9 protein-coding genes are annotated in these 13,414 nt (G+C 65.6%); 1 reads left to right on the plus strand and 8 read right to left on the minus strand.

Translation table 11 applies throughout. The features are described from left to right. Positions 1–94: 94 nt before the first annotated feature. Positions 95–2,305 carry a catalase/peroxidase HPI gene (gene katG, locus DYI24_RS00570; RefSeq protein WP_164570873.1) on the minus strand — a complete coding sequence of 737 codons (2,211 nt, stop codon included), beginning with the start codon at positions 2,303–2,305 and terminating at the stop codon, positions 95–97. A 271-nt stretch (positions 2,306–2,576) separates the two neighbouring features. On the opposite strand from katG, the gene DYI24_RS00575 reads away from it, so the two are divergent. Beyond that, complete coding sequence (locus tag DYI24_RS00575; protein WP_164570874.1) at positions 2,577–3,515, plus strand: LysR substrate-binding domain-containing protein; 939 nt, start codon at positions 2,577–2,579, stop codon at positions 3,513–3,515. Between the two features lie 11 nt (positions 3,516–3,526). Here the strand turns inward: DYI24_RS00575 and DYI24_RS00580 are convergent, their stop codons facing one another. The 7 genes from DYI24_RS00580 to DYI24_RS00610 all read right to left on the minus strand — a co-directional run bounded on the left by DYI24_RS00580 (position 3,527) and on the right by DYI24_RS00610 (position 13,399). Further along, positions 3,527–5,209 carry a methyl-accepting chemotaxis protein gene (locus tag DYI24_RS00580; RefSeq protein WP_164570875.1) on the minus strand — a complete coding sequence of 561 codons (1,683 nt, stop codon included), beginning with the start codon at positions 5,207–5,209 and terminating at the stop codon, positions 3,527–3,529. 291 nt (positions 5,210–5,500) lie between these two features. Further along, positions 5,501–7,669: a polyribonucleotide nucleotidyltransferase gene (pnp, locus tag DYI24_RS00585; protein WP_011156000.1), complete on the minus strand. Its 2,169-nt coding sequence runs from the start codon at positions 7,667–7,669 to the stop codon at positions 5,501–5,503. Between the two features lie 340 nt (positions 7,670–8,009). Further along, positions 8,010–8,279: a 30S ribosomal protein S15 gene (rpsO, locus tag DYI24_RS00590; RefSeq protein WP_107342654.1), complete on the minus strand. Its 270-nt coding sequence runs from the start codon at positions 8,277–8,279 to the stop codon at positions 8,010–8,012. A 2-nt stretch (positions 8,280–8,281) separates the two neighbouring features. Further along, the gene (truB, locus tag DYI24_RS00595) at positions 8,282–9,382 is read right to left on the minus strand and encodes a tRNA pseudouridine(55) synthase TruB (protein WP_107342655.1); all 1,101 of its coding nucleotides are present in this window, start codon (positions 9,380–9,382) and stop codon (positions 8,282–8,284) included. Beyond that, the gene (gene rbfA, locus DYI24_RS00600) at positions 9,382–9,795 is read right to left on the minus strand and encodes a 30S ribosome-binding factor RbfA (RefSeq protein ID WP_107342656.1); all 414 of its coding nucleotides are present in this window, start codon (positions 9,793–9,795) and stop codon (positions 9,382–9,384) included. Before rbfA ends, truB begins: the two co-directional genes overlap by 1 nt. A gap of 174 nt (positions 9,796–9,969) precedes the next feature. Then, positions 9,970–12,627 (minus strand): translation initiation factor IF-2, encoded by a 2,658-nt coding sequence (gene infB / locus DYI24_RS00605; RefSeq protein ID WP_164570876.1) that lies wholly within the window; start codon positions 12,625–12,627, stop codon positions 9,970–9,972. Then, entirely contained in the window at positions 12,620–13,399 is a 780-nt protein-coding gene (locus tag DYI24_RS00610; protein ID WP_107342658.1) for an RNA-binding protein, read from the minus strand. The genes infB and DYI24_RS00610 overlap by 8 nt, the downstream gene beginning before the upstream one ends. Positions 13,400–13,414: the final 15 nt, after the last annotated feature.

Raw genomic sequence — 13,414 nt, forward strand, 5'->3', positions numbered from 1 at the left:
CCATCAAGCGTTGCTATCAGGCCTCCTCGCGGAAACGCAAAAGGGCGACCCGAAGGCCGCCCTTTCGTCGTCATCAACTAATCGTCGCCAGCGATCAGGCCGCGGCCTTCTGCCCGACGATGTCGAACCGGTCGGCATTCATCACCTTGGCCCAAGCCGCGGCGAAGTCCTTCACGAACTTCTCCTGGGCATCCGAGCTCGCATACACTTCGGCGAAGGCGCGGAGCTGAGAGTGCGAGCCGAAGATCAGATCGACGCGCGTGCCGGTCCAACGCAGCTCGTTGGTCTTGCGGTCGCGGCCTTCGTAGATCTCGACTTCGCCGTTCGCCTTGGTCCACTTGGTGCCCATGTCAAGCAGGTTGACGAAGAAGTCGTTGGTCAGCTTCTCGGGCCGCTCGGTGAGCACGCCGTGGGTGGCGTGTTCGTAGTTGGCGCCGAGCACACGCAGGCCGCCGACCAGCACGGTCAGTTCAGGGCCGGTGAGCCTGAGAAGCTGAGCCTTGTCGACCAGCGCCTCTTCGGGGTGCATGAACTGATGCCGCTTGGTGTTGATGTAGTTGCGGAAGCCATCGGCCCGCGGCTCCAGCACCTTGAACGACTCGACATCGGTCTGCTCGGCCGAAGCGTCCATCCGGCCGGGGGTGAACGGCACCTTGACGGTGGTGCCGGCATCCTTGGCGGCCTTCTCGATCGCAGCGACGCCGCCGAGCACGATCAGGTCGGCGAGCGAGACCTTCTTGCCGCCCTTCTGTGCGCCGTTGAACTCGCCCTGGATCGCTTCGAGCTTGCTCAGCACCTGCGCCAGCTCGGCCGGGTGGTTGACGTCCCAGTCCTTCTGCGGGGCCAGGCGGATGCGCGCACCATTGGCGCCGCCGCGCTTGTCCGAGCCGCGGAAGGTCGAGGCCGACGCCCAGGCGGTGGAGACCAGCTGCGACACCGACAGGCCGGAGCCGAGGATCTTTGCCTTCAGCGCTTCGATGTCGGCATCGCCGACCAGCTCGTGGTCGACCGCCGGGATCGGATCCTGCCAGATCAGCTCTTCTTTCGGCACTTCCGGGCCGAGGTAACGCACGCGCGGTCCCATGTCGCGATGCGTCAGCTTGAACCAGGCACGGGCGAACGCGTCCGCGAACTGATCAGGATTCTCCATGAACCGGCGCGAGATCTTCTCGTAGATCGGATCGAAGCGCAGCGACAGGTCGGTGGTGAGCATCTTCGGCACGTGCTTCTTCTCCGGATCGAACGGATCCGGAATGGTCGCGCCCGCGCCCTTGGCGCGCCACTGCTTGGCGCCGGCCGGGCTCTGCTCCAGCTCCCACTCGTAGCCGAACAGATTCCAGAAGAAGTTGTTGCTCCACTTGGTCGGGGTGGTGGTCCAGATCACTTCCGGGCCGCCCGTGATGGTGTCGGCGCCGAAGCCGGTACCGAACTTGCTGGTCCAGCCGAGACCCTGCTCCTCGAGCAGCCCGCCTTCCGGCGCCGGCCCGATCAGCGACGGATCGCCGGCGCCGTGGGTCTTGCCGAAGGTGTGGCCGCCGGCGATCAGCGCCACGGTCTCTTCGTCGTTCATCGCCATGCGATAGAACGTCTCACGGATATCCTTGGCGGCGGCGACCGGGTCGGGATTGCCGTTCGGGCCTTCCGGGTTCACGTAGATCAGGCCCATCTGCACGGCGCCCAGCGGCTCGGAGAGCTGACGCTCGCCGGAATAGCGCTCGTCGCCCAGCCAGGTGCCTTCCGGGCCCCAATACAGCTCTTCCGGCTCCCAGACGTCGGCGCGGCCGCCGGCGAAGCCGAAGGTCTTGAAGCCCATCGATTCCAGCGCGACGTTGCCGGTGAGGACCATCAGGTCAGCCCACGAGATCTTGCGGCCGTACTTCTGCTTGATCGGCCACAGCAGCCGGCGGGCCTTGTCGAGGTTGGCGTTGTCCGGCCACGAGTTCAGCGGCGCGAAGCGCTGCTGGCCGGCGCCGGCGCCGCCACGGCCGTCGGTGATGCGATAGGTGCCGGCCGAGTGCCAGGCCATGCGGATGAACAGGCCGCCATAGTGACCGAAGTCGGCCGGCCACCATTCCTGCGAATCCGTCATCAGCGCGTGAAGATCCTTCTTCACCGCCTCCAGATCGAGCTTCTTGAATTCCTCGGCGTAGTCGAACGCCTCGCCCATCGGGTCGGACTTTTTCGAGTTGTTGTGCAGCACCGAAATGTCGAGCTGATCCGGCCACCAATCACGGTTGCGGTGGCCGTGGCTGCCGCCTGAGAACGGGCACTTGCCTGCGCCCTTGTCATCCGTCTTTGCGTCCATGGTGTCTCTCCGATCTCGCGTTGCAGTGTTTTCCCGGCGCAATGTGCTGGCGTCTTTGGAAAGTTTCATGACGCCGGCCAGGGCCGGGATCGAATTGAACGCCGCGAGCGTGGGGGATCGCCCGCGGCGTTGCTTCCTGGAGTGAAGGGTGTTGTGTTGGCCGTTCACCCCCCGGAAGTTGTGTTCCAGGTCCGGCATGCAGACCTTGGATCAGTTCTATCATCAGGTCCAGTCGAATTGATTTTGCTCCGCGATCAGATAATCTGATCGCATGATCTCCCTGAGACAGCTTCGCTATCTGTCGGCCTTGGCCCGGCACGGCCATTTCGGCCGTGCCGCCGATGCCTGTTCGGTGACCCAGCCGGCATTGTCGATGCAGATCGCCGAGCTGGAGCGCACGCTGGGGGTGAAAGTCGTGGAACGCCGGCCCGGTGAGGTGTTTCTCACCGACATCGGCCGCGAGATCGCCCGGCGTGCCGAAGAGGTGCTGGCTGCGACCCGCGACCTGGTGGATTTCGCCCGCCACCGGGCCAAGCCGCTCACCGGCCGGCTCAGCCTCGGGGTGATTCCCTCGTTGGCGCCATATCTGCTGCCGAAGGTGCTGCCGCTGCTGCAACAGCGATTTCCCGAGCTGCGGCTGGAGCTGCGGGAAAGCCAGACCCGCCCGCTGGTGGCCGACGTTGTGAGCGGCGTGCTCGATGCCGCGCTGCTGGCGCTGCCTGCCGGCCATTCCGACCTCGACGCGATTCCGCTGTTCGACGACCCGTTCCTGCTCGCCGTGCCGGCCGAGGATCCGCGCTCGGAACACACGCCGATCGGAGTCGAGGAAATCGACCAGTCGCGGCTGATCCTGCTGGAGGATGGGCACTGCCTGCGCGATCAGGCACTGGCGTTTTGCGCCACTGCGCGCAATCGCGGCATTCAGATCGGCAGCGCCGGCACCGCCAGTTTCGGTGCGTCCAGCCTGACGACGGTGATTCAGATGGTCGCGGGCGGCTACGGCATCACGCTGATTCCGCAGATCGCCGCCGAGGTGGAACGTCGTGATTCGCGGGTGAAGTTTCTGCGGCTGCGCCGGCCGCAGCCTGGCCGCAGCGTCGGCCTCGTCTTCCGCAAGACCTCGCCGCGCCGCGCCGACTTCGAGGCCTTCGGCGAGGTGGTGAAGCAGGGCATCATCGGCGACGTGCGGCGAGAGACCGCCGTCGCCTGAGACGGGCTGGTTCAGCCGGCCGCGATCGCGGCGGCTTCGGCGGCGGCGCGCTGCATGCTCGACGACATCTCGCTGGTCACCGTGCTCTGCTCCTCGACCGCCGCAGCCGTCGAGCTGACGTATTCGCTGACGTTCTGGATCGCCGTCTTGATCTTGCCGAGCGCGCCGACGACATCGCCGGAAATGCTGGTGAGATTGCCGATCTCGGCACCGATCTTGTCAGTCGCCTGCTTGGCCTGATTGGCGAGGTTCTTCACCTCCGCCGCCACCACGGCGAAGCCTCGGCCTGCTTCGCCGGCGCGCGCCGATTCGATCGTGGCGTTGAGGGCCAGCAGGTTGATCTGCCCGGTGATGTGATTGATCAGTTCGACGATGCCGCTCATCGCCTGAGCCGCATCGTTGAGCTGGTTGGCCTGCGAGTCGGCGGCATCGACTTCGCCGACCGCGTTCATCGCCGTCTGCCGCGACTTGGTCATTGCTTCGGAAATCTCGCGCACCGAGGCGTTGAGTTCTTCCGCCCCGGCCGCGACCGACTCCATCATGGCGCGGACGCGTTCATTGCCCATGCGGGTCAGCACCTGGCGCGTCGTGTCGGTGGCGTACTTCACCACCTTGAACGGACGTCCATTGAGATCGAGGATCGGGTTGTACGACGCCTGGATCCAGACTTCCCTGCCACCCTTGCCGATCCGCTTATATTCCCCGGCTTGGTAATCGCCCCGTCCGAGCGCCGCCCAAAATGCCCGATAGGCCGCACCCTCACGCTCGGCGGGATCGACGAACATGCTGTGGTGGCGGCCCTTGATCTCGCCCAGCGAGTAGCCGAGCGCGGCCAGGAAGTTGTCGTTGGCGTCCAGCACCGTGCCGTCGATGCCGAACTCGATCACCGCCTGCGACTTGCGGATCGCGTCGATCTGACCGGAGAAGTCGGCGTTATTCAGCTTCTGCGCCGTGACGTCGGTTGCGTATTTCACCACCTTGAACGGCTTGCCGCGCGCATCGAGGATCGGGTTGTAGGACGCCAGGATCCAGACCTCTTTGCCGCCCTTGCCGATCCGCTTGAACTCCCCAGGGAAGTATTCGCCGCGGTTGAGCCGTGACCAGAACTCACGGTAGTTGCTGCTGTCGCGCACCGATGGCTCGACGAACATGCTGTGATGCTTGCCCTTGATCTCGCCCAATGAGTACCCCATCGCGGCGAGAAAGTTATCGTTGGCTGTGAGGACGGTGCCGTCCATCGCAAACTCGATCACCGCCTGGGCGCGGCCGATCGCCGCGAGCTTGCCGGCGTCTTCTAGTGAGTGGGTCTTCGCGGCGGTGATGTCGGCAGCGAACTTCACCACGCCGGTCGGCTTGCCGCTCTTGTCGAGGATGGGATTGTAGGACGCCTGAATCCAGACCTCACGGCCGCCCTTGCCGATGCGATGGAATTCGCCGGATTGATACTGACCGGCGCGCAGCGCGGTCCAAAACTCGCGATAGGCCGGGCTGTCGTGCTCGCTCGGATCGACGAACATGCTGTGATGCTTGCCTTTGATCTCGGGCATCGAGTAGCCGAGCGCGGCCAGGAAGTTATCGTTGGCATCAATGACCTTGCCGTCGAGATCGAACTCGATCACCGCCTGGGAGCGATTGAGCGCCGCGAGCATTGCTGCCGCGTGGTCATGACCGGCCGAGCGGGTGAAGGAGAACATTCCAGACCTTTCTCTGATACGGCCTCGCACGATGGCGCGACCCCGAGACAGAAGCTGGTCGCCATTTTGGTGAAGACGTCGTTAAGGTTGGCCTAGCCCCAGGGAAGCAGGCTGCACTCAATTACCGAATTTATTGCAACCCAGGATTCGTACGGAGAACTAACAACACGCGCACTGGTAGCGATCGACATCCGCTGCCCTACGGAAGGTGCTGCCAAACAAAAAGGGCGGCCCGGTGAGGCCGCCCTTGATGGTGATTACTTACTGCGACGTAGCGTCGCGCCGATGAGCTTACTCGCCGGCAGCCTGCGCGGGCGCTTCGCCTTCGGCCTTGGCTTCCGCCTTCTGCTTGGCTTCGAGGTCTTCGCCGGTGGTCTGATCGACCACCTTCATCGACAGCCGGGTCTTGCCGCGGTCGTCGAAGCCGAGCAGCTTGACCTTGACCTTGTCGCCTTCCTTGACGACGTCGGAGGTCTTCTGCACGCGGCCGGCGGCGAGCTGGCTGATGTGTACCAGACCGTCCTTGGCGCCGAAGAAGTTCACGAAGGCGCCGAACTCCATCACCTTGACGACGGTGCCTTCGTAGATCTCGCCGACTTCCGGATCGGAAGCGATCGACTTGATCCACTTGATCGCGGCCTTGATCGACTCACCGTCCGACGAAGCCACCTTCACGGTGCCGTCGTCTTCGATGTTGACCTTGGCGCCGGTCTTTTCGACGATCTCGCGGATCACCTTGCCGCCGGTGCCGATCACTTCGCGGATCTTGTCGGTCGGGATCTTGAAGGTCTCGATCCGCGGCGCGTGCTCGCCGAGCTCGGCGCGGGCGCGGTCGAGCGCCTTGGACATCTCACCCAGGATGTGGATGCGGCCGTCCTTGGCCTGACCGAGCGCCACCTTCATGATCTCTTCGGTGATGCCGGCGATCTTGATGTCCATCTGCAGCGAGGTGATGCCCGCCTCGGTGCCCGCCACCTTGAAGTCCATGTCGCCGAGGTGGTCCTCGTCGCCGAGGATGTCGGACAGCACGGCGAAGCGCTCGCCTTCCAGGATCAGGCCCATCGCGATGCCCGCGGTCGGCCGCTTCAGCGGCACGCCCGCGTCCATCAGCGCCAGCGAGGCACCGCACACCGACGCCATCGAGGACGAGCCGTTCGACTCGGTGATCTCCGAGACGACGCGGATGGTGTAGGGGAACTCGTGATGCGGCGGCAGCACCGGATGGATCGCGCGCCACGCCAGCTTGCCGTGGCCGATCTCGCGGCGCTTGGTGCCGCCGAGGCGGCCGGTCTCGCCGACCGAGTAGGGCGGGAAGTTGTAGTGCAGCAGGAACGTCTCTTTGTACGTTCCGGACAGCGAATCGACATACTGCTCGTCTTCGCCGGTGCCGAGCGTGGTCACGACCATCGCCTGCGTTTCGCCGCGGGTGAACAGCGCCGAACCGTGGGTACGCGGCAGCACGCCGACCTGGGCCAGGATGTTGCGGACGGTCTTGCTGTCACGGCCGTCGATGCGCTTGCCGGTGTCGAGGATGTTCCAGCGAACGATCTTGGCCTCGAGCTCCTTGAACACGCCGGCGATGCGCAGCTTGTCGTATTTCGGCTCCTGGCCCTCCGGGAAGAAGTGCGCAATCGCCTTCTCCTTGACCTTGCCGACCGCGGCGTAGCGATCCTGCTTGACCGGGATGGCGTAGGCGGCACGCAGCTCCTGCTCGACCAGGCCGAGCATTTCCTTTTCGATCTCGCTGTCGTCGACGACGGTGAGTTCGCGCGGCTCCTTGGCGGCCTTCTCGGCGAGGTCGATGATCGCGTCGATCACCGGCTGGAAGTGGCGGTGACCGAACATCACGGCGCCGAGCATGATCTCTTCCGACAGCTCCTTGGCCTCGGATTCGACCATCAGCACCGCGTCGGCGGTACCGGCCACCACCAGCTCGAGCTGGGTTTCAGCCATCTCGTCGAGCACCGGGTTGAGCACGTATTCGTCGTTGATGAAGCCGACGCGGGCGGCGCCGATCGGGCCCTTGAACGGCACGCCGGACAGCGTCAGCGCCGCGGAGGCGGCGACCATCGCCAGCACGTCCGGATCATTCTCCATGTCGTGCGACAGCACGGTCACGATGACCTGGGTCTCGTTGCGCCAGCCGTCGGCGAACAGCGGACGGATCGGGCGGTCGATCAGACGGGAGACTAGCGTCTCCTTCTCGGTCGGACGGCCTTCACGCTTGAAGTAGCCGCCGGGAATGCGGCCGGCCGCGTAGGCCTTCTCTTGGTAGTCGACGGTGAGGGGGAGGAAGTCGACGCCTTCACGCGGCGCCTTGGCGGCCACCACGGTGGCGAGCACGACGGTCTCGCCATAGGTCGCGACGACGGCGCCGTCGGCCTGGCGGGCGACCTTGCCGGTTTCAAGCTTGAGGGGACGGCCACCCCAATCGATTTCCACGGAATGGATATTGAACATCGGGTCTTTCTTTCATCGGTTGTCGGGAAGACCGGACGCCAAATACCAAAAGACCATGCGCAAGATGGCGAGACGCTGACTGCGCGAGTGCACAAACAGCGTCCGGCGATCCTGCCATGGTCTTCAGTTGGGAAATGGCGTTCATTCCTCCCGGCTGCGGGGAAGACGCATCGGTCTTCGGTCCCGCACGGCGGGCTGGAGGCCCGTTGACGAGCTCAACCGCCGGAATGCGGCTGAGCCGACTGACACGGGCGGATGGAAGACTCGCCCGTGCGAACATCTTGCTTCGGCCGTCGCGGACGTGTCGTGGCACATCCGCTTTGGCCGGGTTTCCGACGCCTCAGCGACGGATGTTGTGCTTTTCGAGCAGCGCCTTGTAGCGCGCTTCGTCCTTCTTCTTGATGTAGTCGAGAAGCGAACGGCGCGTCGACACCAGCTTCAACAGCCCACGGCGGGAGTGATTGTCCTTGGTGTGGGTCTTGAAGTGCGTGGTCAGGTTGTTGATGCGTTCCGACAGGATCGCGACCTGAACCTCGGGCGAGCCGGTATCACCGGCCTTGGTGGCGCTGGTCTTGATGACTTCCGCTTTGCGTTCTGCGGTAATCGACATCGTCAGATACTTTCCTTGCGAACGGCCGAGCTGGCAGTCAGCCCGGTGAGGTTGAAAACGCGCTTGGGGATGAGCTCGCCATTGCCGACTTCGGCGAGGGCCAGAAGCCGGCCTGCCACCGTGACATAGACTGTGCCGCTACAATGAGGCGCATCCCGTCCGCGCAACAAAACGGCCTGGCCCCGATGGAGCCTTGCCGCATCAGCCCGAGTGACGGCCAGCGCCGGGATGTCGTCCAGCGCGGTCTCAACGGGCAGTAGCGCGTCGGCGAGGCTACCCTCGCCGGACGCCGCTCTATCGCACAAAGCCTGTAGTTCTTCCAGCGGAATCATGTCCGACTCGTCGAACGGCCCGACCACGGTGCGGCGCAGCGCGCAGATATGGCCGTAGCAGCCGAGCAGCCGGCCCATGTCGCGGGCGAGCGCCCGCACATAGGTGCCCTTGCCGCACTCGGCCTCGAACACCGAGCGGCCGTCATCTCCATGTTCCACAAGGGTTAATTCGTGAATCTCGACCGGCCGCGGGACCAGCGGCACGACCTCGCCGTCGCGCGCCAGATCGTAGGCGCGCTCGCCCTGGATCTTCACGGCCGAATATTGCGGCGGAACCTGCTCGATCACGCCGGTAAACCGCGGCAGCAGCGCCATGATCGCCTCGGCGGTCGGCCGCTCCGGGCTGGTGGCAACCGCACGGCCCTCGGTGTCGTCGGTATCCCGCTCCTCGCCCCACGCCACGGTGAACCGGTAGCGCTTGCGGCCGTCCATCACGAACGGGACCGTCTTGGTGGCTTCGCCCATCGCGATCGGCAGGCCGCCGGAGGCGAGCGGGTCGAGGGTGCCGGCATGGCCGGCGCGCTTGGCCGAGAACAGCCGCTTCAGCACCGCGACCGCCTGGGTCGAGGTCATGCCGATCGGCTTGTCCAGCACCACCCAGCCATGGACGTCGCGCTTGTCGCGGCGCGGCTTGCCATTGCCGCCGCCGCGATTGGCGTTGCGCGGGTCGTTGTTGTCGCGCGGCTTACGGATCTGCGCGGCGGATTCGTCGGCGCCGGCGTGCTGCACGTCGTGCGGGGCGAGCAGGGCGTCGGGGGTGGTCACGGTCATTAATCCTGGTCCGAATTCGGTTCGAGGTCTTTCTGGACTGCCGGCGAGCGCAGCAGTTTGTCGATCCGCTCGGCCTCGGCGAAACGTTCGTCGATGCGGAAGCGGAGTTCGGGGGCGAACTTCAAATTGACGCGGTGGGCGATCTCTCCGCGCAGGAAGCGCTTGTGATGCTCGAGCGCGTCGAGCACGAGCTTCTCGTCGCGGCCGCCGAGCGGCATCACGTAGATGGTCGCGAGCTTGAGGTCGGGCGACATCCGCACCTCGGGCACGGTGACGAGGTGGCTTTCCAGCACCGGGTCGTGCACGCCGCCCTGGGCGAGGATCTCGGCCACGGCGTGGCGGATCAGCTCGCCGACGCGCAGCGAGCGGGTCGAGCCGCCGGGCGGGGAGCTCTTCTGGTTTTGGCGAGACATGATGTTCTCTCAAATACTGCCGCCATGCCCGCGCCTGGCCGCGGGCATGCACGTCTTCGATGGGGCAAAGCAAGACGTGGACGGCCGGGACTTAGTCGCGAAGACGTGCTTCGCGCTTCGGCCCGGCCATGACGCCTCAGTTCAATCCGTGCGTCTCGACTGTAAGAATCGGACTTACAGCGAGCGCTGGATGGTCTCGACGCGGTAGCACTCGATGATATCGCCTGCCCGCATGTCGGTGTAGTTCTCGAACGCCATGCCGCATTCCTGGCCGGCGACGACTTCCTTCACTTCGTCCTTGAAGCGCTTCAAGGTCGACAACTTGCCTTCGTGCACCACGACGTTGTCGCGGATCAGGCGAACATTGGCGCCGCGCTCGACGGTGCCGTCGGTGACGCGGCAGCCGGCGACCTTGCCGACCTTGGAGATGTTGAAGATCTCCAGGATCTGCGCGTTGCCGAGCATGGTTTCGCGCAGGGTCGGCGCGAGCAGGCCGCTCATCGCCTTCTTAATGTCATCCACCAGATCGTAGATGATGTTGTAGTAGCGGATCTCGATGCCGTTGCGCTTGGCGGCCGCAGCGGCCTCCTTGTTGGCGCGGACCGAGAAGCCGAGGATGACGGCATTGAAGCCTTCAGCCAGCGTGACGTCGCTCTCGCTGATGCCGCCGACGCCGGCGTGCAGGATGCGCGCGGCAACTTCGTCGGTGCCGAGCTTCTCCAGCGAGCCGAGGATCGCTTCCAGCGAGCCCTGCACGTCCGCCTTGACGATCAGCGGGAATTCCTTCCGGCCGGACGTCTTCAGCTGCGTCATCATCTGCTCGAGCGAGCCGCGCATGCCGGAAACCGAGGCTGCGGACTTCTCGCGCTTCTGGTGCGCACGGTAATCGGTGATCTGGCGGGCGCGGGCTTCGTTCTCGACCACCGCGAGGCGGTCGCCCGCTTCCGGCGGACCGTTGAAGCCGAGCACTTCGACCGGGACCGACGGACCGGCTTCCTGCACGGTCTCGCCCTGGTCGGAGATCAGCGCGCGGACGCGGCCCATTTCGGCACCGGCCACGATGATGTCGCCGACCCGCAGGGTGCCGCGCTGAACCAGCACGGTGGCGACCGGACCACGGCCGCGATCGAGCTTGGCTTCGATCACGGTGCCTTCGGCCGGACGCTGGGTGTTGGTCTTGAGCTCCAGGATTTCGGCCTGCAGCGCGATCATCTCGAGCAGCTTGTCGAGGTTGATCTTGTTCTTGGCCGACACCTCGACGTCGACGACGTCGCCGCCCATCGATTCCACCTGCACGTTGTGCTGCAGCAGGTCGGTGCGGACACGGTCCGGCTTGGCGTCCGGCTTGTCGATCTTGTTGATCGCCACGATGATCGGAACACCGGCCGCCTTGGCGTGATTGATCGCCTCGATGGTCTGCGGCATCACGCCGTCGTCGGCGGCGACCACCAGAACCACGATGTCGGTGACCTTGGCGCCGCGGGCGCGCATCGCGGTGAACGCGGCGTGGCCGGGGGTGTCGATGAAGGTGATCTTCTTGCCGCTTTCCGGCGAGGTCACCTGATAGGCACCGATATGCTGGGTGATGCCGCCGGCTTCGCCCGACACCACGTTGGCGTGGCGCAGCGCGTCGAGCAGCGAGGTCTTGCCGTGGTCGACGTGGCCCATCACGGTCACCACCGGCGAACGCGGCTCGGTATCGGTGGAATCGTCGACGACGTCGAACAGGCCTTCTTCCACGTCCGACGCGGCAACGCGCTTGACGGTGTGGCCGAGCTCTTCGGCGATCAGCTGCGCGGTGTCGGCGTCGATCACGTCGGTGATCTTGTGCATCGCGCCCTGCTTCATCAGCAGGCGGATCACGTCGACCGCACGTTCGGACATGCGGTTGGCGAGTTCCTGGATGGCGATCACTTCGGGAATAACGACTTCACGCACCAACTTTTCTTTCGGCTCGTTCGAGGCGTGGCCCTTCAGCCGCTGGGTGCGGCGACGGAACGACGCGATCGAACGTTCGCGCACGTCATCGGCATTGAGCGCGGTGACGACGGTGAGACGGCCGCGCTGCTTCGAAGCGCCCGGCTTGGCGGCCGGCTGCTTCGGCGCCGGCGCCGGACGGGCGGGGCCGCCCGGACGGCGGATCATCCGCGGCGCTTCATCGTCGTCGCCAGCTTCGGCCGCAACGGCCGGCGGACGGCCGGCCGGCGTCGGGGCGCGCGTCGTCGTGGTCGCCGGACGGGCCGGCGCAGCACTCGTGGTGGTGGTCGTCGTCGTCGACGTCTCGGCCGGCTTCTTGGCCGGCTCGGCGTCGCCGAAGCGCTTCTTGGCCTCGGTCTCGGCCTTGCGCTTGGCTTCGTCTTCCTGGCGGTGACGCTCTTCCTCGGCCTTGCGGCGGGCCTCGGCGGCTTCGCGCTCGGCCTTCTCGATCTTTTCCTGCTCGGCGCGGCGCTGCGCTTCGATCTCGGCCTGCTTGCGCTCTTCGATCTCGCGCACGCGGGCGTCGGCCAGCGCGGTGGCGCGGGCGGTGCGCTCGTCCTCGGTCAGGGTCCGCAGCACCATACCGCTGCGCGACTGCTGCGGCGCTGGGCGCGACTGCTGCCGGCTCGGCGCGGCGGGCGCCGGGGCGGGCTTCTTCGCAACTTCCGGGGCTGCGGGCGCGGCCGGCTCGTCGCCGCCGATGCGCCGCTTGCCGCGCTTCTCGACCACCACCTGCTTGCTACGGCCGTGGCTGAAGCTCTGGCGCACGACGCCCTGCTCGACGCGCGGCTTCAGCGTCAAAGTCTTGGTCGGCATCGTCAGAGTCTTGTCGCCAGGAGTTTTCGTATCAACCATTCAGTAGTCCCAATCTCTCAACGTTGTGCGCGTTCGCACGGACTTCGTCAGCGGCGTCTTGGTCAGCAGCGTCTTTCGGCGTGTCGATCGGCGTTTCCGCCGTGGCCGCATCGGCATCGCCATCGCCCGCCAGCCGGTATCGGACCAGGATCTGGCAGCGCGACAGGAATGTTTGTCCGGCCGGGCCCGCAAGCAGGGCAGCATGTATCACATTTGACCGCCCTAATGCCAAATCCAATTCTGCAGAGCTGAGTGCGGCCAAGCGAGGAAAATTGCGGCCCGCGGTCGCATCTCCGTCGATTTGCCGACAAAGCCCGTCCAGCTTGCGGATTCCATCGGCCGCGCCGTCGGTGGCATGGATCACCGCGACGGCTTCGCGGTTCTTCAGCGCGGTTTCGACCTTGCCGAAACCGCTGACCACCTGGCCGGCCTTGGCGGCGATCGCCAGCGCATCCTGGGCCGACCGCACCAACAGGCGTTCGATCGCGTCGGCGAGATCCGCCGGCGCCTTGACGTCGCGCTTGAAACCTTTGGCGAAGACGCGGCGGCGAACCGCCTGCGTCACCATCTCCCGAGACGCCGTGACCCAAAGGCCGCGGCCCGGCAGCTTGCGCTTGAGATCGGCCACCACTTCGCCGGTAGGGCCGACGACGAACCGGATCAGTTCTCCGGTCGGCCGCACCTGCCGCGTGACCGCGCACATCCGCTCGGTCGCGGGCGTTTTGGCCCGCGGTCCGTCGTCGAGATCTGCGCCGGGTTCGGCAGCGAGCATGGGTGCAGCGGGCCT

Origin of the sequence: Rhodopseudomonas sp. BR0C11 (assembly GCF_010820945.1) — a bacterium.
GTDB lineage: Bacteria > Pseudomonadota > Alphaproteobacteria > Rhizobiales > Xanthobacteraceae > Rhodopseudomonas > Rhodopseudomonas palustris_H.